We start from the raw sequence: 24,583 nt of genomic DNA, 5'->3' as shown, positions 1-24,583 counted from the left end.
CTTGCTGCCAAAGCAACGATAAGAATAAGGATCAGTGCTACTGCAACCCATAAAATAGGATTGGACATCAAACCATCTGAACTGCCCCCTTTATCCATATCGACATCTACCTTTAAATCTGCTGCTTTTTCCTGTGCATTGGCCCATACTACGGTAAAATTGGTTATCAAAATAAGTACGGCCATCTGAATCTTCGAAGTGAAATGTGTTAGTTTCATAATGTTAATTTTTGTAGTTTGTATTAATATGTGTAAGTGTAATATTTTTAAATAAAATTAGATTTTAATACCATATTTTATGTTTATTCATATAATATGTTATATTATTAGGTTATATCTTGTAATAATTTAAATATAACATAAAATGAATTTCATCTTTTTTTGATTAATCATGAATCGTTCCAAAGTGGAGTTAAATAAAAAAAATCTGAAAATTTTCAGATTTTTTGAAACTGCAGAAGCTAAAATTCTCAAAGCCTTAAATCATTTGATTTATGAAATATCTTTTAATTTTAAAGGATCTAAAAAGTATTTTCACTAAGATTTTAATTCTTTTTCGGCAGTTAATAAATTAAATTTATTTTATTATTACGTTTATATACCCCTAACATTCCTTTATTACTTTTATCGAAAATTTCTTTTTTGAGTGTACGTAAATTGATTTTTACAATATTGTAATGAAAATCCTGCAAAAACAGGAAATGGTCCTGTCTGTAGATCTGGTTTCCTCCGAAGTCATTCGATTCTCCAAACTTGAATAGGGTACGCTCTGTTTTGTTTTCGACATCAAATTCCTGCAAACGATAATCGTAAGTATGGTAATAAATCTTATTTCCATGTGGAACAGGATCTGTGAAAATATCAAATAATGCATGCTGTTTGTAAAGTAATTTTCCTGTATGAGCCTCTAACAGCATAATTTCTCCTGAGAGATTATCATTATTATGCACGTTATATCCCAGGAAAATATATTTTCCTGTAACGGTAAAATTCGATAGCGCAAATGCGGACTCTGTTTTGTTCCAGACTTTTTTACCGGAAGAAATTTCATAAGCAGAGATCAATGAACAATTAAAATTTGTAACATAAAAATAAGTTTCATCAAACCCGACAGGGCGTGGCGCAAAATCTACCTGGCAGTTCTTATCCGAATGCAATGGCAATTCATAAAGAATCTTCCCGGTATCGGCATGAATAGCGATGATCCCATATGCATCAACACTTGCAATAATAATGTGATTATTTACGATCTGAAATTCTCTTATTCGTCCCGGGGTTGGCAATTTCCAGGAAACTTGACCTGTTTTATAATTAACACAGGTAAATAAGTGATCCGATTCGGGAAAATACAATTTGCCATGGTGAGTTTTGGGTTCTGTAAAGCAATCATTACTAATTTTCTTTGTATAAATAGTTTTGTTGGTTCGTAAGTCTTCCAGTTTTATTGCGTAATTATTGTCTTTTGTATAAGAATAGGCGAGCAGGTTATCTTTTGAATTGATATTTGCAACAAGTGCATAACGGTGGTTTCGATCGTAGGGTTCTGCTTTTTTGCACGAAAACAAAAGCAGAAAAAGCATTAAAATCCAAACCCTGGCCATGTTATTTATTTTGAGAAATGCCAAGATAAATAAAATATTCCGTTAAAATGAAAGGCAGCTGTCTAAAAAACAGCTGCCTTTATTATATTTTGAATTTAATCTGAAAAATTAAATATTCAATGCTTTCTGATAAGCATTTTCCAGCCCATCAAGGTTTTTCCCTCCGGCTGTTGCAAAGCCCGGGTTTCCGCCGCCGCCGCCCTGGATTTCTTTGGCTAACTCTTTAATAAGTGCTCCGGCCTGATAAATTCCTGCCAGATCATCTGAAACGCCAACGGTAATCATCGGTTTTCCGTCTGCGTCGGACATTATAACCGTGATGGAAGTCGGGATTTCTTTCTTCAACTGAAAGACAATATCTTTTACTGAGCCTGCATCCAGAGAAGTTCTTTTTACCAAAAGTAATTTATCGCCTTTTTGCTCGTAAGCACCTTTCCATTCGCCGATTTCGCCTTTTGCCTTTTCCTTCTTCAGGGCTTCCACTTCAGACTTAAGAGAAGTATTTTCTTCAATCAGCTTTTCGATAGAGCGAATAACATCCTTTGATTTCAGCAATTGTGAAAGCTCAGAAACCTGTTTTTCTAAATTTTTGAAATATTCTTCGGACCGCTCTCCTGAAATTGCTTCAATTCTTCGGATTCCTGCTGCGGCAGAGCCTTCGGAAATAATTTTGAAATGGCCGATTTCAATGGTGTTTTTTACATGGGTTCCCCCGCAAAGTTCCCTGGAGCTTCCGAACTGGATCATTCTTACGCTGTCGCCGTATTTCTCGCCGAACAGGGCCATGGCTCCTTTATCTAAGGCTTCCTGGATCGGGATATTCCGGAATTCCTGTAAGGCGATGCTTTCCTTGATTTTTGCATTTACTTTGTTTTCTACCAGAGCCAGTTCTTCTTCCGTCATTTTATTGAAATGCGAGAAGTCGAAACGAAGGTAATCCGGGCCTACGTAAGAACCTTTCTGTTCAACGTGGGTTCCAAGTACCTCTCTCAACGCTTCGTGCAGCAAATGGGTAACCGAATGGTTAGCCTGGGAATTTTTTCTGTCCCTGGCATTCACTTTAGCATAGAAAAGTGCACCGGCATCTTTCGGAAGACCGTTGATTAAAGAAACAATCAGTCCGTTTTCTTTTTCGGTCTGCAGCACTTCAAAACTTTCCGTCGCATTTTCAAGAACTCCTTTATCACCAACCTGACCTCCGCCCTGCGGGTAAAATGGCGATTCGCTGAGGACCACCTGGTAAAATTCTCCGTCTTTGTTTTCTATTTTCCGGTATCTTGTAATGTAGGTTTCCGATTCAAATTTGTCATAGCCTACGAAATTTTCGTCTCTTTCTTCCAGCGTTACCCAATCGTAAACTTTCTGGGCAGAATCTGCTTTGGAGCGCTCCTGCTGTTCTTTTTTCTTTGCCTTAAAGCCGTCTTCATCTATGGTCAGTCCTTTTTCCTCAGCAATAATTCTGGTTAAATCATCCGGGAAGCCATAGGTGTCGAACAGTTCAAAAACTTCGTCAGTAGGAAGTACTTTCTGCCGATCGGCAATCGTCTGCTGAATCAGTTTTTCAACCCTGATCAATCCGTTCTCAATGGTTTTCAGAAACGATTCTTCTTCACTCTTGATCACTTCCGTTACCAGCGTGCCCTGCTTTTCCAGTTCCGGGAAGAATTTACCCATCTGATCCTGAAGCACCGATACCAATTGGAACAGAAACGGTTCCTTCATATCCAGGAACCGGTAGGAATAAGAAATCCCTCTCCTCAGAATTCTCCGGATTACATAACCGGCACCTCCGTTGGAAGGCAGCTGTCCGTCGGCAATTGCAAAGGAAACCGCGCGGATATGGTCTACCACCACACGGATGGCAATATCTTTTTCGTTCTCCAGAATACCGGTATATTTTTTACCGGAAAGTTCCTCCACTTTAGCAATTAAAGGGGTGAAGACATCGGTATCATAGTTGGACGATTTTCCCTGAAGCGCCATACAAAGGCGTTCGAAGCCCATTCCGGTGTCTACATGCTGGGCAGGAAGTTTCTCCAGCGACCTGTCCGCTTTCCTGTTGAATTCCATGAAAACCAGGTTCCATACTTCCACGACCTGCGGATGGTCATTATTAACAAGGGTAAGCCCTGAAACTTTGGCTTTTTCTTCCTCGCTTCTTAAATCGACGTGGATTTCAGAGCACGGTCCGCAAGGCCCGCTTTCACCCATTTCCCAGAAGTTGTCTTTTTTGTTTCCGTTGATGATCCGGTCTTCGGAAATATGGGATTTCCAGAAATCATAAGCATCCTGGTCCCTTTCCAGGTTTTCGGAAGCATCCCCTTCAAAAATCGTAACGTACAGGTTTTCTTTCGGGATTCCGTAGACTTCTGTCAGTAATTCCCAGGCAAAAGCAATAGCATCTTTCTTGAAATAGTCGCCGAAAGACCAGTTCCCCAACATTTCAAACATGGTGTGGTGATAGGTATCCCTGCCCACATCATCCAGGTCGTTGTGCTTCCCGGAAACCCTCAGGCATTTCTGGGTATCGGCAATTCTCGGGGCTTTAGGCTCTTTGTAGCCTAAAAAATAATCTTTGAACTGCGTCATCCCGGAGTTGGAAAACATAAGGGTAGGGTCATCCTTTAGCACAATCGGTGCAGAAGGAACGATCAGGTGGCCTTTACTTTGAAAATAATCTAAAAATTTCTGACGGATCTCTTGTGATGTCATGATCTATATGCTTTGCTTTTTACAATTTTGATAAGATGCAAATCTACTGTTTTTTACTGAAAACCGTAAGCGGGAAGCCGTAAATTTAAAGTGAACCTGAAGTAGAAAACAGGCAGTAAGTTCGAAGACGGAAACAGGGTTGCCGGAAGTTTATTTGTTATTAGTATCGTTAATAGTCTATCCTATTAACGATATTATTTATTTTCCCAATCAGAAAAAGACTAGGTTTGCGTTTTAAAATCAGGTAAACCAATTAAAGATGAACAGATAAATGTTTCTATTACCAAATCCATTTCCTGATATTTTTCGTAAATGATAGTGTAAGGAAATCCTGCAGGCCTACTATCATTAAGATAGAGATTATCTTTGAAACAACCGGAAAATTAGTCCGAAATTTGCAATTTGAATAGGCGGGGTAGTGAAGAAAAGAAAAGATTTGAAATGGATATAAAAATAAAAATGAAGAACATATTAATATTGCTCAGCGTTGTTCTGGGTATTGCGGTTTTTGCAACGGGCTGTGGAGATGCCAAAACCAAATCCACGGACATAAAGAAAGAAAATGAGACCATTATGGACAATAAAAATGTAAAGGAAATCTATTTTGCAGGCGGTTGTTTCTGGGGAACCGAACATTTTTTCCAGCAGATCAGGGGCGTAGTAGGAACGGAAGTGGGATATGCTAACGGAAACAAAAAGAATCCGACTTATGAAGAAGTGGTAAGCCATACGACGGGTTTTGCAGAAACGGTAAAAGTAAAATATGATCCTGAAGAAGTAGACCTGAAATTGCTGATCGATTTATATTTTAAAACGATAGACCCGACCAGCTTAGATCAGCAGGGAAATGACCGGGGAAACCAGTACAGAACCGGAATTTATACCACCGATAAAGAAACGGAAGCCATGGTAAAAGCTGAAGTAGCCAAACTGGCTAAAAATTACAGCAAACCGGTGGTCGTAGAAACCATCCCGTTAAAGAATTTCTACAGAGCGGAAGATTATCACCAGGATTACCTGGATAAAAATCCGGGAGGCTACTGTCACATTGAACCGGGATTGTTTGAAATGGCGAAAAATGCCAACCCACCGAAGAAAAAGGAAACAAAGGAAACCAAATACCAGAAGCAGGATCAGAAGGTTTTAAAAGAAAAACTGACCGCTGAACAGTATAACGTTACCCAGCAGAACGGGACGGAAATGGCTTTTAAAAACGAATATTGGGATGAGACCCGTGAAGGGATTTATGTAGATATCACCACAGGAGAGCCGTTGTTTATTTCTACTGATAAATTTGAATCCGGATGCGGATGGCCAAGCTTTTCCAAACCGATTACCAAAAAGCTGGTGGAAGAAAAACTGGACCGTTCCCATGGAATGACAAGAGTAGAAGTAAGAAGTAAAACCGGAGATGCGCATTTGGGGCACGTTTTCAACGACGGACCGGAAGATAAAGGTGGACTTCGTTACTGCATCAACAGTGCTTCGCTGAAATTTATCCCGAAAGCGGAAATGAAAGCAAAAGGCTACGGCGAATACATCGCCCTGCTGGATAAAGATAAAAAATAAGTGTTTTTAAAGTGAAGAAGTGATTGTAAGGGGGCTGCCGAAAGGCAGTCTCTTTTTTGCTGTATATTTATTAGCTAACAATTTAAACCTTCAAAGTTTAGAAAACCTTGAAGGTTTGTTTACATATTATTTCAAATTAAATGCCTTCTCATCTGAAGATTTTCTTTAATGCTGAACATTGAGATGTTTAAAAATAACAGAAATCCAAAAATGATATAATAACTCTGTTTTGGAAGATTCAGGAATAAAATATTTGACCTTTCATAAAAATCTGGCTTATAATTCCGTATGAAAGCGAACCTGCATCAATAGGAATCATCATTTCATTATCTGACGATTCGTTTTTTGCATCGGGATTTTTGTAAAAAACAGGAACAAAAAAATGGCCTGTTTTATTGATATCCAAACCATAAATTTCGTGTCTTGCAATGGCCATGTCATTGACCAAAGAAACAAAATCTCCGTACGTATTATTTTCATCCAGAATAAATTCGATGCCGGTATTCATTTGATTTCTTTTTTGAAGTTTTTTAACCTCCGCAACAAAAAGGCCGGAATTTTCTTTTGCTCTGCCGGCTTCTACTGTTATTTTTTTATAATTCCAGATTCTTATGGATTCAAAAGAGGTCCCAGAATTAATAGATTCTTCCTTTAAATCTATTTTTGAAGGAATTCCAAAATCCATAATATTGGTGATGGGCTCCTTAATTTTTTGATTTCCGTAATACCAAAACAAGACAGGTATCAGTAAAGCACTAATGAGTCCCGGGACATAAGAGATTTTTCTCATGGCTGTAATTTTGGTGTAATTTAATAAAAATTTTAAGTTGGAAAAACAAAAAAGTGGCCCGAAAATGAGCCACTAAAAAAATAATCTGAATATATTGTGTTGAATGTTTACAATTACTTACCAGTCTCTTTTTCTGAGAATCCAGTACGATCCGAAGATGAAAAGCGCGCACCATGCTAAACAAGCTATCAAGCTTTCCGTAGGGTAGTGGAATTCGTATTTCATGCCCATCATTTTGGCCATGTTCAGCCGCATCATGGGGTTCGGAATCAGGCTTGACATGCTTTCCAGCGGAAGAAGATGCGTTACGAAAAAGTCGTTCTGCAGAATCTGGTTTCTCTGTTCGCCCTGTAATCCTCTTACTTTCGTAAAAACTTCTACGGCCGATAAAATACCTTCGCCGATCCAGAATACGAAAAGTGCCAGGAAAACAAACACCGATTTTCTCAGCAATACCGAAAGGAACATCAGGAAACAGAAAAAGGTAAACAGCTTTACAAAATAATTGCCGATAAAAAAGATTTCCTTAAATACCTTCGCAGATTCTGTAGTATCCGAATACTGATAGCCAAGGAACATCGTAAGAGCAAACACAAGAACGGTGGAAACGACGGTGAAAACGCTTATCGTTAAAAGTTTGGAAGTGATAAATTCCTTTCTGCTTAATCCATCAATTGTATTCTGCTTGAACATCCGGTTGCTGAATTCCTGCGAGATCGAAAACACGATAATAAGCCCCAGGAAAATCTTCAGTAAAGCAACAATATAAGTCGTGAAATTCCAGATTTCCGGGAAGTTGTAGATGCCCTGCTCTTTCAGGTTGATTGTTCCACCGAAAAGGTCGAAATCAACCAGCCCGATAAAAAGCAGTGCGATAAGAATCGCGAAATATAAGATCGTGAAAACCTTAAAAGGCCGGTAGTTCAGGTTTTTGTAATATTCTAGTTTTAATAATTTGCTCATGATTATTTTGTGTTTTTTACAAGTTCAAGGAATTGGGATTCAAGAGACAGCTTTTTCTTTGTCAGGTGCGAAAGGAAAATTCCTTTTTCAGCCAGTTTCTGGTTCAGGGCTGAAGCGGAAATTGAGGCATCGTCACGGATCTGGGCTTTCAGCAGATCACCGTCATGGTTGATGGCCGTAAACCACTGAAGTTCATTTAGCGCATTCAGAAGCAATGCATTGTTGTCTGCCTTCAGTTCAAAATAGCCGTTGTTGGCGGTCATTTCGTCCACCCTTCCGCAGTAAAGGGAAGTTCCTTCTTTTAAAACGATCACGTGGCTGCAGATCTTTTCAATCTCGTCCAGCAGGTGGCTCGCGATGATAATCGTAATGCCCTGTCTGGCAATATTGCTGATGATCTCACGGATCTGGATAATTCCTTCGGGATCAAGCCCGTTCGTCGGTTCGTCCAGGATCATGACTTCAGGGTTGTTCAGCATCGCGGAGGCAATGGCCAGACGCTGTTTCATTCCCAGCGAGTAGGTACGGAACAAGTCTTTTTTTCTTTCCAGCAGGTTGACAGTCTTTAAAACCTCATCAATCCTGGAATACGGTGTCCCTTTGATTTCCGCTACGATCTTAAGGTTGGTTTCCGCATTCAGGTAAGGGTAAAAATTCGGCTGTTCGATAATCGCTCCTATTTTCTTTAGGGTATCCGGATCGGTCCCTTTTTTTCCGAACCAGTACCATTCTCCGCTGGTCGGGTTGATCGTTGAAAGCAACATCCCAAAGGTGGTGGATTTTCCGCTTCCGTTAGGCCCCAGCAGCCCGTAAACATTTCCTCTTTCCACATCGAAGGAGATGCTGTTCACTACCGTTCTCTTGAATTTTTTCGTCAGATTCTTTACTGATAAAATTTTTTCCATGTAATTTGTTTTACATATAAATAGTAGGTTTAAGTGGGAATATGTTACAAATATTACTTCAGATCAATGAAATTTAATCTTAAAAAATCTTATATTTGATCGTATTAATCGGTAATTATGAAGTTAATCGAACTGGCTAAGGAACTTGAGGTTTCGGCCGAAGCGGTAAAGCAATTTATTCAGGATTTCGATCTCGACCTTACGGATTGCATCCACACCAATTTTGAAGTAAAAAAAGATTTTGAAAAATTTGCCAGAGAAAATGCTGAATTTTTAAGGCTCTATGAAAAAGATCTGGATAAGACCAAAACCCTGGAGCAGATCTCCGAAACCATCAAACAGCCGAAAGAGAAAGTAGAACAGGCGATTAAAGAAAAAGATCCCAATATTTTCGATAACGGATTTTTCAAGTCTTCCGTTTCAAGCTATGGAATCGATAACCGGTTAGGCGGCAACTATCAATTTGTTTATGATTATTTCGGCCATAAAACCAGTCTTCAGAAAAGGGACTTTATTGGCTACCGGGACCTGTTTTTCTACATTTCGGGTATTCTGGAACCGTTTTTAAACCCTCAGCAGATCAAAGACTGGGGCATCAACAAGCCGGCTGGAATCATCCTGTACGGACCTCCCGGAAGCGGCAAGATCTTCTGGGCCAATAAAATTGCGGAAATTACCGGTTATCAGTTTAAGGAAGTGAAAAAGCATTATCTCGGAACTTCTTATGTAGACGGCAATCAGACCAATTTCAATGATTTTCTGGTCACGATGATGAAGGAAGACAAGGTCCTGTTGTTTATGGATGATTTTGACGAGATCATGATGGCGAGAAAAGCGGAAAATAATGTGGCGTCGTGCAATCTTGAAACCCAGGAAATGATTCTTCACCATATTTCAAGATTTGAACAGGAAGAGCTTCTGATGATAGGTTCTGCAAAATCCGTTTCCGACATCGATGAAGAAATAACCGCACCCGGAAGATTTGACGTGATGGTTCCCGTTTTCCCTCCCAATGCTGCCGAGCGCGCGGAGATTATTCTTTATGCGATGACCAAAAACCTGGAGAAAAACTCGCTTTTATTTAAAATCCTTAAAAACAATAAAGCCGATCAGATTCCTTTCTGGAACGGTATTTCTGCGAAAATGAAAGTCTTCAGCAACACCATGCTGATCGATTTTACCCAGAGCCTGAAAAAGAGGGTCAAAAACCTTTACCAGAAAACCCGTAACGAAAACCTGATAATAGATCAGAATCTTCTGAACGGAGCCTTGCGGGATGCAGCCGGAAAACTGACGGGAGAATACCTCGACCAGATTGCCGTTTTTTTAAAGGACGTTACCATCCACAATTTCGACCAGTTCCAATCCCGCATCAAAGAACTGAAAAAAGAAGTGGATACTTATAGGGCAGTGGAAGAACCGCGCCGCATTATCGGTTTCCATCACAATGAAGAGGGAGGAAGCCAGGGGTGATGGTGAATGGTCAATTTTGGATTATGGATTATTGTTGAAAAACGCCGGGACACGAATCTTTTGAAATGCAGAAGGTTTTTAAGACGCCAGGATTTTATCTTTGATAAAATTACATACCGTTGATTTTATACAAGAATAAAAATTCAAAAGTTAATATTCGCGGAATAAAAATTTGACAGTGTCAAATTCTTTGCGTCTTTAAGCAGTATAATAATCCAATTTTCTCACGTCTTTGCACATTCCAGCCCAATCAAAAGTCTGAGGAATACCCTTAACCGTAATTCCCCTCCGAAAGTCGGAGGGGTGTCGGAAATTCAAAGAATTTTTGGCGGGGTGGTTTAGCAGGTGAATTTTGCTTCGCAAGTGAAGGGTGAGCAGTGAATTTTTCACTGCGGTCATGTTGGAAAATGTCAAGACGCGAATTTTTTGAGATGCAGAACATTTTTAAAACGCAAAGCTATTATCTCCGATAAAATTAGGTACCATCAAACTTATAAGGAATAAAGATTCAAAGGCTGGTATTCACGGTATACAAATTTGACAGCGTCAAATTCCTTGCGCCTTCAACGGCATAATGATCCAATTTTTTTGCGTCCTTGCACAACCAACAATACCGGACAACAGAATCTGCAGGTGCAATGATCCAAACAAAAGCATTTATCTATTGCATTTTGATCGTCAAACCCACACAATCCGGCAATAACGGAATAAAAATTTCTTATTTTTGCAGGAAATAAAAAATCGTGATCAACAACGACCAGATAAAAGAAATCCAATCAAGGATTGACGACCTCCATAAATATCTTCAGATTGACAAAAAGAAGATTGAAATTTCCAATGACGATGAAAAAACGGCTGCGCCCGAATTCTGGGACAATCCCAAAACGGCGGAAGCCTTCCTGAAGCAGCTTCGGTCCAAGAAAAAATGGGTCGAAGCCTATGACGAAATCAATACCCAGTTTGAGGACCTTCAGGTATTGGTGGAATTTGCCAAAGAAGACCCGGATTCCGAAAAGGAACTGGACGCTACTTTCCCTCAGCTGGTGGAAAAAATTGAAGACCTGGAATTCAAGAATATGCTTTCCAATGAAGGCGATGAGCTTTCGGCAGTGCTTCAGATCACAGCCGGAGCCGGGGGAACGGAGAGCTGCGACTGGGCTTCCATGCTGATGAGGATGTATACCATGTGGGCCGAAAAGCAAGGGTACAAAATCCGCGAGCTGAACTTCCAGGAAGGCGATGTGGCCGGTGTAAAAACCGTAACCCTGGAAATAGAAGGGGAATTTGCTTTCGGCTATCTGAGAGGGGAGAACGGGGTTCACCGGCTGGTAAGGATTTCTCCTTTCGATTCCAATGCCAAGCGTCATACCAGCTTCGTATCGGTTTACGTGTATCCTTTGGTAGATGATACCATCGAAATCAACATCAACCCGGCGGATATTTCATTTGAAACGATGCGGTCTTCGGGAGCCGGTGGTCAGAACGTAAACAAAGTGGAAACGGCAGTCCGTCTCCGCCACGCCCCTACGGGAATTATCATTGAAAACTCCGAATCCCGATCCCAGCTTCAGAACAAGGAAAAAGCGATGCAATTGCTCCGTTCGAGGTTGTACGAAATGGAGCTGGAAGAACGGCTGAAAGCCCGTAACGAAATCGAGGCCAACAAAATGAAGATCGAGTGGGGCAGCCAGATCAGAAACTATGTGATGCATCCGTATAAGCTGGTAAAAGATGTACGTTCCGGCTTTGAGACTTCGGATGTGGATTCCGTAATGAACGGAAACCTCACACCTTTCCTGAAAGCCTTCCTGATGGCGGACGGGACGGCCGTTTCGGAGGATGATATGGACTTATAAAGATCATGTTTAAAATTCGTTAAAATCTTACAATATATTTCCTTTTGACGTTTATTAATGCTATTTTTGTTGCTAATCAAAATGTATGGAAGATTTCACTAACTGGAAGGATTTATTAAATCCCGAGTTCTACATCAAGCTGGGCGGATTCTGGCTGATCCTGTTTATTATTTTTGCAGAGACCGGCCTTTTTGTAGGATTTTTTTTACCGGGAGATTCATTGCTTTTCGTTTCGGGAATCTATTCGATCGATATTATCCAGGCGACCTTCGGTTCTACGGGAAGCGATTTTTTCGATACTTTCATTTTGGCTTCATCTGTGGCTTTGGCAGCCATTGTCGGTAATGAAGTAGGCTATTATTTCGGAAGAAAAGCAGGCTCTACACTGTACAAGAAACCGGACAACTGGTTGTTTAAAAAGAAATACCTGTATCAGGCGCATGACTTTTTTGAGAAAAATGGTGCGCTTGCAATTATTATGGCGAGGTTTTTACCGGTGGTGAGAACATTTACCCCAATTGTAGCCGGAATCGTAAAGATGGATAAAAAAGACTTTCTGAGAGACAACATCATCGGTGCCGTGCTCTGGTCGTTTTTATTGATTTTTGCCGGACATTACCTTGATAAGCTGTTTATCGACCAGTTTGGAATCGACCTGAAGAAAAAGCTGGAACTTATCATCATTGTGATTGTTCTGATAACAACCGTGCCGCTTATCATTAAATTTTTATTTGGTAAAAAACAGGATTTCTCGAAATATGAAAACCATCATTTTGACGAAGAAGAAAAATAAGAATTGCTTTTGAAATATAGAATAACCTGCTCCAATGAGCAGGTTAATTTTTTTAGAGTTGAGTTAATTTGCTGGAGTTTAGTTCACTCCCGGATCCATTCCAGGATATTCGGATAAATAATGCTGTCCCTTTTCAACTTATTGAAAAACCTCGGAACATGACCTGTTTTTTCCATGTAAATAAATTTATGGGCAATATTCTGCGCCGTCAGTGCCGAATCCAGAGCCAGTCCCTGTTTCTGATTAACCAAGAAATCCTGGTTTCCCTGAAAGAGCAGGGTAGGAACGTTGGAAACATTAGCGATCGGGCTTACCTTTCTGAATTCTTCGGATAAATTTTTACGGTCGAATTTTGCACCCACGACTTTCTGAATCGTAGGCGATGAATATTTTGAGTAAAACGAATTCAGGTATTCCGGGGAATAAAAATCGGTCGGCCCGCTTAAAGAGATGATTTTCTTTACCCTTTGAGGATGGCTGTAGCCATAGAGTAGAGCCAGATGCCCGCCGGCACTTTCGCCCAAAAGGATATAGTTATCCGGTAGTAGCTCCGCTTTCTCAGCCAGCGAATTAAACTTCGCCAACGCAGAATCGATGTCTTCCAGCTGTTCGTGGTAGGTGATTTTTTTGGTCCTGGAAACCAGCCGGTAATTCATATTGATGCTGGGAATGTTATTCTTAAAAAGCATCTTCTGGATCTGGATCATATGCTCTTTTTTTCCCATGGTCCAGCCTCCGCCGTGGATCAGCAATACCACCGGGCTGTTTACGGGATATCCCGACGGAAGAAAAACATCCATCTTCTGTCTTTTGTGCTCGCCGTATTTCAGGTTGTAAATTTTCTGTTCGTTATCCGTTCCCACCCACACTTTAAATTTCCGCGTATTGCATGAATTCAGTACCAAGCCAATCAATCCTAAAACAAAGAAATGGTAATTCAGAATCAGCTTTTTCATAAAGTTAAAGGTACGGAAAAATTGAATGGAAGATTTCATTTTAACCGGTGATTTTCCTTAAGGTATTACGGAATGATTTGCATTACCACACGGAGGTTTATTTATAAAATAAATTTTCTTTATTCAAAAAACCCGAAAGGAAAACCGGTTTTATTTGCTCAATAATTCAATCTCAAGAATATTATTGTCTTTTTTAAAGGATTCGAGTCTCATTTTTTCAATTTCCCGGACCTGTTGGGTTCCGCTTATAAATTTTCCTGATGCATCGGTCTGATCAGGAATTTTTCCGACAAGGCCTGCTGCCGGATTCTTGCGGTACGATCTGAAAATTTTAACGTATTGAGAATAAGTGGTCTTTAATTCTTTATAGTTATTCAGGTTAGGATAAATTATTTCCGTACCGGAGTTTTTTACTGCTCTTAATGAAAATTGATGGCTTTTGCTCCGGTCTTCAATTTCAAGAATTAAACCGGGAAGACCCGAAAATTTATACGGTCCGTCCTGTAAAGGAATTTCTGTTGTAAACCAGGCGGTCCAGGTTCTTCCGCCGAATTCAGCGGTTGCTTTCTGCGCTTTATAATTTAAGATGGTCTTGAATTCATTTGCCGGTTTCCAGTTGAGTTGTATTTCCTGATCGACAAAATACTTTTCGTCAAGCGTTTTTACATACGTGATCCTGCCGGAATGAGGATATTTTATGACCCGGTCGCTGATCATCGGTTTATTAGGAGGCATAGTCCAGATTCCCTTCTGGCTGTCTGCCAACAGGGTAGAATCGGACCGGAATTGTTCCAGACTATAAAACTCAGATTTTTTCGGACTGATGTCCAGAATCATTATTTCCGTTCTTATATCGCTTTTACGGGTAGAGTCGGGAATAAACCGGTATTCGTAAATAAACTGCTTATTCTGGCCGAAAAAAATCCCGATGCTAAGGACAAGAATCAATTGAAGTAATTTCATAGTGATAAATAATTATGCCGGTGAATATACAAATAATTCATCATTGAGTGGATATTATCAAAGTTTGCTGCTGTACGATTCAGCAAAATTTTTAGATATAAATCAAGACAGGCAGGGGAGTCAGCAAAAGCAATAAATTTTTTGTAATCGATTAAAAAAGTTTGCCATGAATCCTTTGTAAGTTTAGTATTAATGCAGCTAAAAAACTTCCGGCTCCCGGCCTCCCTCTTCAAGTCCGTTAACCCATAATCAGTCCTGCAGCACAAATGGTGTGTTCTTTGTTAAAGTTTACACTGAAATTAATACGGCACATGCGGAAAACCGAATTTAAATAATTAATTTTGCGCTTTAACAATTATTAAAAAAATATTAAAATACTATGGCATCTGGTTTTTTTGCGATTCTGGACGATATCGGGGCATTGATGGATGATGTGGCGGTGACGAGTAAAGTGGCAACTCAGAAAACAGCGGGCATCCTGGGAGACGATCTTGCAGTAAATGCTGAAAAAGCAACGGGCTTCCTTTCGTCAAGAGAGCTTCCGGTATTGTGGGCAATTACAAAAGGCTCCTTTATCAACAAACTGATTATCCTTCCTGTGGTATTTCTTCTGAACTGGCTCTATGCACCGGCTATTAATTATGTACTGATTCTGGGAGGACTGTATCTGGCTTTTGAAGGGGTAGAGAAGATTATAGAGTATTTTTTTCACCGTGACAAAAAAGGGCATGAAGTAGAAAAGGAAATTGAGCTGACAAAAGAACAGAATCCGGAAGAAGTGGAAAAATCAAAAATAAAATCCGCCATTACCACAGATTTTATCTTATCCATTGAGATCGTAATTATTGCATTGGGGACAGTGCTGGAAGAAAAACATCCTTTCATTACCCAGATCCTCGTTACTACATTGGTTGCCTTTATTGCTACTGTCGGAGTATACGGGATTGTAGCCCTGATCGTAAGAATGGACGATGCAGGGTTTAAGCTGATTAAAAAAAGCAATGACAAAGGGTTCTTCGGAAAACTGGGGCACTTATTGGTGAAAGCATTGCCTATTGTGATCAAATCATTGGGCGTAATCGGAACCATTGCCCTGATCATGGTAGCCGGCGGAATTTTTGCCCACCGGATCGAATATTTCCATCACCTTTTACCCGAATGGTCATCCAGTGAAATCCTTACCAAAATAAAAGAAATCCTGCTCGGGCTTGCGGGTGGTATTCTGGGAGTAATTCTGTTTACTTTAGGGAAAGGAGCCGTTTCTTTAGTGAAAAGTAAATAATTTAATATTACCTTTGAACAGACAAGCTTATGAGTAAATCGTAAGCTTTTTTTGATTATTCATGAGAAGTTTATCGATAGACATTTTAAAAATCGGATTGGCCATTTTTGTGGTCTGCCTCCATCTGCATATACTGCAGGATTCGTTCCCGCTACTGAGTTATGTACTGGTCAATGGGCTTTTCAGGATGGGCGTTCCGGTTTTCCTGATCATTTCAGGATATTTCTTTTTCTATGTAAATGATTTTTCGAAGCTGAAAAAATGGTGTTTCCGCATCTTTCTGCTGTATGCCGTCTGGTCGGTTGTTTATATTCCTTTCTGGAAAGATGGCCAATATGCCTTGAATCTCCTCTTCGGCTATCATCATTTATGGTACCTGATCGGAACTTTATTTGCCGGTCTGCTATTGTATGTGCTAAAAAAGGTTCCTGCCAAAAGGCTGTCTTTAATTTTATTAGCCTGTTTTTGCTGTGGCTATACTATTCAGTATCTTGGAAACTCACATTACTTTGAAGGCGAATCGGATATCGTATTCAATCTGTTTCCCACATACCGGAACTTCCTGTTTGTCTGCTTTCCGTTTCTCGGAACAGGATTTTTAATTAAAAAACTGGGGATGGACACTAAGCGGAAGCCTTCGCTGAAGCTGGTCTTGCTTTCTATAGGAATGGTGATTGCAGAGGCTTTTCTGAATAACAAAGTGCTGCATCTTGAGAAAAAAGAAAGCATTGATCTTTTATTTTCATTGCTGCTTGCGTGCCCGTTACTGTTTCTGTATTGTAAAAATATAACGTTGAAAACGGACTCTAAAATACTTGCAAGCATTTCAACGGCCATCTACCTCATTCATCCTCTGGTCATGGAATTTGTTTATAAATCTGCTTACTTCAAGTGTTTGCAGGACGTTATTTTTATCGGGTTGTTAACGGCTGCCAGCCTTCTTCTGGTATTCCTGAACCGCAAGCTGAAATATGTGTTGTAAGACGGGTGAACTTTATAACGAAAGAATCTTACCGAGAAAATATGTCCGGTTATCATTTACCATAAGAAATTTTCAAAACCCTGCTGAATAGCACTAAATAAAAGAGACTGTCCGGAAATTTCGGACAGCCTGTTTATAATGTAATCAATTTACGATTAATTCAAATCATAATTGATAATTACCAGTCTCAGAATAAAATGAACCAGATCTTGTTCTGCTTCATTCCGGTTTATCAGATGGTTACGGTACTCATACGATCCCAATACTTTGATCAGTCTCATATACGTTTCAAGATCAGCGTCTTTAATTTTTACTCTGGTATTCCCGTCTTTCCTCTGAACAAGTACATCATCCAAGGTTCTTACTTTAAATAAAACCTCACATGATTTCGGAACACGGCCGAAATATCGCTCTACGATATTTACTTTAAATGCATCGAAAAAAATCGTGTTAAAAACAAGATTTGGGGTAGAGTCTGGTGTACGGAGTTGAAGCTTGTAATTCATGTGAAATTTGCATTAGCGTATCAAACGCATGTATTTTTATTTATTTAATGATTGGTCTGTTGTGGGTCAGCAGTTAATGTGAAAAAAGAGACCTACAAAAAATAAGCCTCTTTCCAATATTAATTGAATAAATCTTTTACTTTATCGAAAAACGTTTTTTCTTTTCCGGACGGTTCGGCCACCATTTCCCCGGTGCTCATCTGATTCTCAAAGAAATCTTTCTGTTCCTTCGTCAGTTTCTGTGGCGTCCAGACATTAATGTGGATAAACATATCGCCTTTTCCATAGCTGTCGATGCTTGGCAGCCCTTTTCCGGCTAACCTCAGGATTTTTCCTGACTGCGTTCCCGGATCGATCGTTATTTTTACCTTTCCGCCGACGGTAGGGACTTCCTTTTTCGTTCCCAGTGCTGCTTCTGCGAAAGAAATATACAGCTCCTGGTGAAGATTGTCGCCTTCTCTTTTGATTACTTTATCGACTTCCTCTTCAATAATCACCAATAGGTCTCCGGGAATACCTCCGAAAGGAGCATCGTTTCCTTTTCCCCTTACGTTCAGCTGGATGCCGTCTCTGGCTCCGGCCGGAATGTTGATGGTTACTTCCTCTTCATCTTTTATAAGCCCCTGTGCATTGGCGCCTGCCGGAATTTTATCTGCTACCTTACCGATTCCCTGGCAGGTTCCGCAGGTCGTCTGCGTCTGCATCTGTCCGAACATGGTATTCATCACTTTCAGCTGAACACCCGAACCGTTACAGGTAGGGCAGGTTTTTGAAGTAGCACCTTCTGCCAGCTTCATTTTTTTTACTTTAATGGTCTTCTGGCTACCGTTCACCATTTCGTCGAGGTTCAGCTTGATTCTGATTCTTAAATTAGAACCTTTCACCTGCTGACGGCCGCCACCGCCACCGCCGAATCCTCCGAAACCGCCACCGAAAATATCGCCGAACTGGCTGAAAATATCCTCCATGTTCATTCCGCCGCCACCGAAGCCACCGCCGAAGCCACCGTTGCCACCCATTCCTGCATGGCCGAACTGATCGTATCTGGCACGTTTCTGCTCATCACTCAGCACCTCATAGGCCTCTGCAGCTTCTTTAAACTTTTCCTCGGCATCCTTATCACCGGGATTCTTATCCGGGTGATATTTGATCGCCATTTTTCGGTATGCTTTTTTTATTTCGTCGGCTGAGGCAGATTTGCTGATCTCAAGCACCTCGTAATAATCTCTTTTTGACATCTTTATATATGAGTAATTAGTAATGAATAATGAGTAATATTACAATTGCTTATTACCCGTTACTTATGGCTATGTTTTAATTTCCGGTTACTACTTTCGCAAAACGGATCACTTTATCGCCCAAAGTATATCCAGTTTCAATAACATCTACGATTTTCCCTTTCAGATCTTCTGATGGTGCGGGAATCTGGGTAATAGCTTCATGGAAATCCACGTTAAAGCTGTCACCGGCTTTTACTTCCATGGTTTTTAATCCTTTTTCAGTAAGCTTATTTTTAAATTTGTTGTAGATTAATTCAACGCCCTGAAGATCTGCCGGATTGCCGTTTTTCGCAATTTCCTTGATGGCTCTTTCAAAATCATCCAGAACCCCCAGCATGGAGATCATCATATCCTGGTTGGCGTATTGGAAGAACTCCATTTTTTCTTTGGATGTTCTCTTTTTATAGTTTTCGAATTCAGCGTATAATCTGATGTAACGGTCTTTTTCTTCTGCCAAAAGTTCCTCTGCTGTCGGTTTTGCTGTCACATTTTCCTCTGCCGCTGCTTCATTCTGAATATTCGTATCTTCCTGATTGTTGATGCTTTCTTCGTTAATATCCTGGTTTTCCATAATTCAATCTTTATTTTCCTTTTTATTCGCAAACATTCTGCCAAATAAAAAAGCGTGACATTTCGTCAGATTATGGGTAGAGAGTGAATGGGGAATGGGCAATCATGAATAGGATGTAGTGAATTTTGATTTGCAAATGAATGCTTTACGCAGAAAGGTACATGTTTTATCTTTAATAAGATTGAATAGCGCATATGATAACATTTGAAAAGATATCAAATTCAACAGCATAAAAATTTGACAGCGTTCAATTCTTTGCGTCTTTCAACGCAACAACCTTTTCTCATCCAATTTCAGCGTATGTGCGCATTCCAAAACAATTGGATGACAGACAGAACGCAATCTCAATAACCATTCACTACTTAGCTCATTACTTCTTTAAACCCCTTCCCCAAAAAACGTCTGGTACAGAAGGTAAAGATTCAACACAATAATAATAAATGAAATAATCCAAACACTGACCTTTAAAAAAGGCTTATTCACAAATTCTCCCATTTTGGCTTTATCGCTGGTGAACATCACGAGGGGAACCACGGCGAAGCTCAGTTGCATCGATAAGATAACCTGGCTTAAAACCAGTAGTTCTGTTGTACCGCTTTCACCATAGAGAATCGAAACGATCAGTGCCGGAATTACCGCAATCAATCGCGTGATCAGACGCCGCAGCCAGGGTTTTAGTTTGATATTTAAAAATCCTTCCATGACGATCTGTCCTGCAAGGGTGCCGGTGAGCGTAGAATTCTGCCCTGAAGCCAATAAAGCAACCGCAAACACAATACTTGCCATGGAAGCTCCCAAAATCGGGGTCAGCATTTTATAGGCATCATGAATATCGGCGACGTCTTTATTTCCTGAGATGTGAAAAGTGGCGGCCGCTAAGATTAAAATAGCTCCATTGATGAAGAAAGCCAGCATCAGGGAGACCGTACTGTCTAAAGTAGCGAATTTTATGGCTTCCTTTTTTCCTGCGGCATCACGGGAGTAATCCCTGGTCTGCACAATGCTGCTGTGAAGGTATAGATTATGCGGCATTACCGTAGCTCCCAGAATTCCGATAGCTATATACAGCATCGCCGGATTCCGGATAATTTCTTTATGCGGAACAAGGCCTCCTAAAAGTTCATTGACAGCAGGTTTTGAAATGACCAATTCGTAAACGAAGCAGGCAAGAATAATAAAAATCAAGCCTCCGACAATACTTTCGATCCAACGGAAACCTTTCGACTGAAGAAGGAGAATGAACAGGACATCAACGGTAGTAATTACAATTCCCCAGGTCAGCGGAATATGGAAAAGTAAATTTAAGGCAATGGCAGAACCGATAACTTCAGCAAGATCACACGCTGCAATGGCAATCTCACAGAATACCCATAGGATAAAGTTTGTGGTCGGGCTGAAATGATCCCTGCAGGCTTGTGCAAGATCCCTTTCCGCAACGACTCCCAGTTTTACGGAAAGGTGCTGCAGCACCATCGCAAAAATATTGGAGATCAGAATCACCGACAGCAGGGTATAGCCGAACTGCGCACCTCCGGCAATATCGGTAGCCCAGTTCCCGGGATCCATATATCCGACGGCAACCATAAGCCCCGGGCCTGCAAAGGCTAAATATTTCCTCCAGAAATTTCCGTTTTTAGGAATCTTTACCGAAGAATAGGCTTCGGACAGGGAATGAGACGTTTTATCTTTTCGCCAGGCGTTTTTTAAATTTGAATTCATAAAAATGTTAGAAATGACTAACAAATATAATTAAATTAATGAAAAGGACAAGGAACAAAAGAAAATCCCGAAATAGTTCCGGGATTTTATATCATTTGGATTTTGAGTTACTTTGAAAATCTCACCGCCATTTTTCTGTCAACTGCTCTTTCTGAATCAGAAGCTTTGGCATCAACGGCAGCAAACTCACTTCCATATCCGTCTGCTCCGGTTACCTGTGAAGCTACGCCCTGTTTTTCCAGCCATGATTTAATAAAATTAGCCCTTTCAGCAGACAACTTTAAATTTGCAGCCTCATTACCCGTCTTATCGGTATAGCCCCCGATTTTTATTTTTGCTTCGGGATAAGCTTTCAAAATGGCTACCAGGTTTTGCAATTGTCCTTCGGAACCGGCTTCCAGTTCAGTAGCACTTCCCAATTTGAAATTTACATGGTCGAAATTATACCATTGGTTTTTCAAAGCATTATCATCTGCAGCATTTTTGTAGCTCCCTGATTTAAGGAAGGCAATCATCTGATCTTCCATTCCGCCTCTGTAGCCTTTCAGTGCAGTACCGTTCAGGTCGATGTCTTCATCTACTTTCGATGTTGCTGCCATTGCAGCCGTATCCCTCATTCCTGAAGTGGTAGCGGTCGTGGTGTCGGTTACTACATTTCCGGAATCACTTACTGTAGTTGTTGTAGTGGTTTCTCTTTTGTCGCACTGTTTCCATACGAAGAAACCTGCAGCCAGTAAAAGAAGCAGGGGAAGCAGCCACTTCCAGATGGAGCCGCTGTCATTGGTGATGGGTCTGTCCGGAAATGTCCCTTCGGGAGCGGTACTTCTCGTTACTTCAATTTTCGGTTCTCCGGATACGGGTTTTTCCTCAGCCGGCATTTTAATGGCATCCCGGTCATTGTCAAATTTATAACGTGCATCCCAGTCACCGCTTTCATTAAGTGCAGCTAAAGAAAGACCGGCAGGCAGTAAAGTTGAAACAATTCCTTTTTGGTCATTTAACAGGCTTGAAATTCCTGCATGATCCAGATTGTTGTCGGCGGCATATTTTCCTAAGGATCCTACAGCTGCGCCGGTAACCATATTAAGCAATGAACTTGATGAGTTGTTACTGATTCCTGCATATCCGGCAATGGTTTCAATCAGCCCGTTCTGCCTGTCGCCGAAAAGAACCGATAACAGACGGGAAATAGCTGAGTCATTGGATGAACCACCCGGCAGGTTTCCTAAAATACCACTGGAAGAAGCATTTGATATCGTATCCAATACTTCCGGATTATCGGCATTGTTTGCCAGTCCGCCTACAACAGCCGGCAAAAGGCCTTGTATGGCTTTAGAAACTGAGCTTTCACTTTCTCCGAGCTGAGCGGCCGTCTGGGAGGTCAGTGCCGGACCCAACTGTCCTTTAATTAGATCAATGACGTGTAATGACATAATAAAATATTTTGAGATTAATGTTGGAATAAGGGTAACAAAAAATAGTCCAAATACATCCCACAAAAAAAATCTGCAAAAATTCCGGGAACTTTTGCAGATTCATTGTTTTAAACAATTGATTTATTTAATGCTCAATATCATTTAATTACAATAACATCAATTATCAATCATCGATTACTATTTATATTTAGTAGGCCTTGGCAAACAGAACCCTTCTCTGGGAAGGTTTACCGGAAATCAATGATACGCCTTCTTCAATATCATCATCCAGAGGGATACATCTGATCGTCGCTTTCGTTTCGTCTTTGATCTGTTCTTCTTCCTCAGCCGTTCCATCCCAATGGGCATAGATAAACCCTCCTTTTTCTTCCAGCACTTTTTTAAACTCTTCGTACGTATCTACTTTCGTGATATTGTTTTTTCTGAATTCAAAGGCTTTGGTATAAATGTCTTTCTGGATGGTTTGAAGTAAGTCTTCGATGTAAGAATCAATACCTTCAATCGCGCGTACTTCTTTGGTTAAATTATCCCTTCTGGCGATTTCTACGGAATTGTTTTCCAGGTCTCTCGGTCCCATGGCAATTCTTACAGGTACCCCTTTCAGTTCATATTCGGCAAATTTCCAGCCCGGTTTATTCTGGGTATCATTATCGAATTTTACGGAAATCCCTCTGGCTCTCAATTTGGCCTGGATATCCAGTGCTACTTCGCTGATCTGTGCAAGCTGTTCTTCTCCTTTGAAAATAGGCACAATCACCACCTGGATCGGCGCCAGGGTAGGAGGAAGTACCAATCCGAAGTCATCGGAGTGTGTCATAATCAGAGCACCCATCAGACGCGTTGAGGTTCCCCATGACGTTGCCCATGCATGTTCGATTTTCCCTTCTTTATTCGTGAATTTTACGTCGAATGCCTTTGCGAAGTTCTGCCCGAGAAAGTGGGAAGTTCCTGCCTGTAAAGCTTTTCCATCCTGCATTAAAGCTTCAATACAATAGGTTTCGTCCGCCCCTGCAAATCTTTCAGAAGGCGTCTTTAGTCCCTGGATTACCGGAATGGCCATAAAATTTTCGGCAAAATCGGCATATACCTTATTCATTTTCTCTGCTTCTTCTACCGCTTCATCTTTCGTAGCGTGTGCCGTGTGGCCTTCCTGCCATAAAAATTCCGCCGTTCTCAGGAAAAGACGCGTTCTCATTTCCCAACGGACAACATTCGCCCACTGGTTGATTAATATCGGTAAATCCCTGTAAGACTGGATCCAGTTTTTATAGGTGTTCCAGATAATGGCTTCGGAAGTAGGACGCACAATCAGTTCTTCTTCCAGTTTGGCATCCGGATCCACGATCAGTTTGGATGGGTTGTCCGGATCCGTTTTTAAACGGTAATGCGTTACTACGGCACATTCCTTAGCAAAACCTTCTGCATTCTTCTCCTCAGCCTCAAACAAGCTCTTGGGCACAAACAGCGGGAAATAAGCATTTACGTGACCTGTTTCCTTGAACTTCCTGTCCATTTCATCACGCATTTTCTCCCAGATCGCATAGCCGTACGGTTTAATTACCATACACCCCCGCACTCCTGAGTTTTCAGCTAAGTCGGCTTTCACCACCAACTCATTATACCATTTGCTGTAATCTTCGCTTCTTGAGGTTAATTTTGCCATTAATTTTTTTTTAATATTTTTAACTTATTGCAATTATTGTCATCTAAAAATAAAAATCTATTTTTGATAGATTTTTGTACCTGTGCTGATGGTACATTTTTGGTACAGACTGCAAATATAATTTAAATAAAAAATTTTTACGTTATCATGAAAAAAAATATACATAAAAATTTGCTTGGCGTGCTGAAATCCAAAGGGATTCTTACCATTGCCGGCGGATTGATCCTAATGTCGTGTGGTGCACAGATGGGTGGCTACAGCGAGACCGACGGGGTTTACTACGACCCCAATAAAGATACACTTCCTGAAGGGGTAATTATCAATGACAGAGGAAACAGGGTAGGAGAAGAATATAATTATTATCAGGATGATACCAATGTGGTTCAGAATGCAGAAATGAATTCCCGGGAAGGAAAATATGATGCATGGAACAATTATTCCTGGAACAATACGGCTACCGATTCAGACTGGGGCAGCTATGCCGGAAGCCAGACGAATTACTACGATAATTCCTGGGGCTGGGGAGGCCCTTGGGGTTGGGGCGGTATGTACGGTGGCTATAAC

20 protein-coding genes and 1 pseudogene are annotated in these 24,583 nt (G+C 40.7%); 7 read left to right on the top strand and 14 right to left on the bottom strand.

Annotated elements, in window-relative coordinates:
* From FY557_RS19070 to alaS, 3 genes are all read right to left on the bottom strand, one after another.
* The coding region (locus FY557_RS19070; protein ID WP_149248821.1) for a hypothetical protein at positions 1-218 on the bottom strand (218 nt) is incomplete at its 3' end.
* 344 nt (positions 219-562) lie between these two features.
* A complete protein-coding gene (locus FY557_RS19065) occupies positions 563-1,624 on the bottom strand; it encodes a PQQ-binding-like beta-propeller repeat protein (RefSeq protein WP_149248820.1) in 1,062 nt (353 codons plus the stop codon).
* Between the two features lie 84 nt (positions 1,625-1,708).
* Positions 1,709-4,312 (bottom strand): alanine--tRNA ligase, encoded by a 2,604-nt coding sequence (gene alaS, locus FY557_RS19060; RefSeq protein WP_149248819.1) that lies wholly within the window; start codon positions 4,310-4,312, stop codon positions 1,709-1,711.
* 459 nt (positions 4,313-4,771) lie between these two features.
* On the opposite strand from alaS, the gene msrB reads away from it, so the two are divergent.
* Entirely contained in the window at positions 4,772-5,881 is a 1,110-nt protein-coding gene (gene msrB / locus FY557_RS19055) for a peptide-methionine (R)-S-oxide reductase MsrB (RefSeq protein ID WP_149248818.1), read from the top strand.
* A gap of 238 nt (positions 5,882-6,119) precedes the next feature.
* Here msrB and FY557_RS19050 read toward each other — a convergent pair whose 3' ends face one another.
* The 3 genes from FY557_RS19050 to FY557_RS19040 all read right to left on the bottom strand — a co-directional run bounded on the left by FY557_RS19050 (position 6,120) and on the right by FY557_RS19040 (position 8,539).
* Positions 6,120-6,389: a hypothetical protein gene (locus tag FY557_RS19050; protein WP_149248817.1), complete on the bottom strand. Its 270-nt coding sequence runs from the start codon at positions 6,387-6,389 to the stop codon at positions 6,120-6,122.
* Positions 6,390-6,788: 399 nt separating this feature from the next.
* A complete protein-coding gene (locus FY557_RS19045; protein WP_149248816.1) occupies positions 6,789-7,634 on the bottom strand; it encodes an ABC transporter permease in 846 nt (281 codons plus the stop codon).
* Between the two features lie 2 nt (positions 7,635-7,636).
* A complete protein-coding gene (locus tag FY557_RS19040) occupies positions 7,637-8,539 on the bottom strand; it encodes an ABC transporter ATP-binding protein (RefSeq protein ID WP_149248815.1) in 903 nt (300 codons plus the stop codon).
* Between the two features lie 117 nt (positions 8,540-8,656).
* Here FY557_RS19040 and FY557_RS19035 point away from each other — a divergent pair, with 117 nt between their 5' ends.
* The 3 genes from FY557_RS19035 (at position 8,657) to FY557_RS19025 (ending at position 12,661) form a co-directional block, all read left to right on the top strand.
* Positions 8,657-10,012, top strand: a complete 1,356-nt coding sequence (locus tag FY557_RS19035) for an AAA family ATPase (protein ID WP_149248814.1) — start codon at positions 8,657-8,659, stop codon at positions 10,010-10,012.
* Positions 10,013-10,755: 743 nt separating this feature from the next.
* Positions 10,756-11,868, top strand: coding sequence for a peptide chain release factor 2 (gene prfB / locus FY557_RS19030; RefSeq protein ID WP_149248813.1), 1,113 nt, complete (start codon positions 10,756-10,758; stop codon positions 11,866-11,868).
* An 85-nt stretch (positions 11,869-11,953) separates the two neighbouring features.
* The gene (locus tag FY557_RS19025) at positions 11,954-12,661 is read left to right on the top strand and encodes a DedA family protein (RefSeq protein WP_149248812.1); all 708 of its coding nucleotides are present in this window, start codon (positions 11,954-11,956) and stop codon (positions 12,659-12,661) included.
* Positions 12,662-12,744: 83 nt separating this feature from the next.
* Here the strand turns inward: FY557_RS19025 and FY557_RS19020 are convergent, their stop codons facing one another.
* Positions 12,745-13,617: an alpha/beta hydrolase gene (locus FY557_RS19020; RefSeq protein ID WP_149248811.1), complete on the bottom strand. Its 873-nt coding sequence runs from the start codon at positions 13,615-13,617 to the stop codon at positions 12,745-12,747.
* Positions 13,618-13,767: 150 nt separating this feature from the next.
* Positions 13,768-14,580, bottom strand: a complete 813-nt coding sequence (locus FY557_RS19015) for a GLPGLI family protein (RefSeq protein WP_149248810.1) — start codon at positions 14,578-14,580, stop codon at positions 13,768-13,770.
* Between the two features lie 379 nt (positions 14,581-14,959).
* Between FY557_RS19015 and FY557_RS19010 the strand changes: the two genes are divergently transcribed.
* Both FY557_RS19010 and FY557_RS19005 read left to right on the top strand, forming a co-directional pair.
* Complete coding sequence (locus tag FY557_RS19010) at positions 14,960-15,862, top strand: DUF808 domain-containing protein (RefSeq protein ID WP_149248809.1); 903 nt, start codon at positions 14,960-14,962, stop codon at positions 15,860-15,862.
* Positions 15,863-15,923: 61 nt separating this feature from the next.
* Entirely contained in the window at positions 15,924-16,844 is a 921-nt protein-coding gene (locus FY557_RS19005; protein WP_149248808.1) for an acyltransferase family protein, read from the top strand.
* Positions 16,845-16,999: 155 nt separating this feature from the next.
* Here the strand turns inward: FY557_RS19005 and FY557_RS19000 are convergent, their stop codons facing one another.
* The 6 genes from FY557_RS19000 to proS form a co-directional block, all read right to left on the bottom strand.
* A complete protein-coding gene (locus FY557_RS19000; RefSeq protein WP_149248807.1) occupies positions 17,000-17,350 on the bottom strand; it encodes a prevent-host-death protein in 351 nt (116 codons plus the stop codon).
* A 119-nt stretch (positions 17,351-17,469) separates the two neighbouring features.
* Positions 17,470-18,588, bottom strand: a complete 1,119-nt coding sequence (dnaJ, locus tag FY557_RS18995; protein WP_149248806.1) for a molecular chaperone DnaJ — start codon at positions 18,586-18,588, stop codon at positions 17,470-17,472.
* Between the two features lie 76 nt (positions 18,589-18,664).
* Positions 18,665-19,204: a nucleotide exchange factor GrpE gene (locus FY557_RS18990; RefSeq protein WP_410496149.1), complete on the bottom strand. Its 540-nt coding sequence runs from the start codon at positions 19,202-19,204 to the stop codon at positions 18,665-18,667.
* Between the two features lie 375 nt (positions 19,205-19,579).
* The gene (locus FY557_RS18985) at positions 19,580-20,920 is read right to left on the bottom strand and encodes an Nramp family divalent metal transporter (protein WP_149248804.1); all 1,341 of its coding nucleotides are present in this window, start codon (positions 20,918-20,920) and stop codon (positions 19,580-19,582) included.
* A gap of 107 nt (positions 20,921-21,027) precedes the next feature.
* A complete protein-coding gene (locus FY557_RS18980; RefSeq protein WP_149248803.1) occupies positions 21,028-22,353 on the bottom strand; it encodes an OmpA family protein in 1,326 nt (441 codons plus the stop codon).
* Between the two features lie 190 nt (positions 22,354-22,543).
* Positions 22,544-24,019 carry a proline--tRNA ligase gene (proS, locus tag FY557_RS18975; protein WP_149248802.1) on the bottom strand — a complete coding sequence of 492 codons (1,476 nt, stop codon included), beginning with the start codon at positions 24,017-24,019 and terminating at the stop codon, positions 22,544-22,546.
* Positions 24,020-24,166: 147 nt separating this feature from the next.
* Between proS and FY557_RS18970 the strand changes: the two are divergent.
* Positions 24,167-24,583, top strand: a pseudogene (locus FY557_RS18970) (prolyl-tRNA synthetase); the annotation flags it as partial.

Origin of the sequence: Chryseobacterium sp. SN22, assembly GCF_008329705.1 — a bacterium.
GTDB lineage: Bacteria > Bacteroidota > Bacteroidia > Flavobacteriales > Weeksellaceae > Chryseobacterium.
The sequence above is the reverse complement of the archived record's forward strand: the minus strand, read 5'-3'. Positions and strand labels throughout refer to the sequence as shown.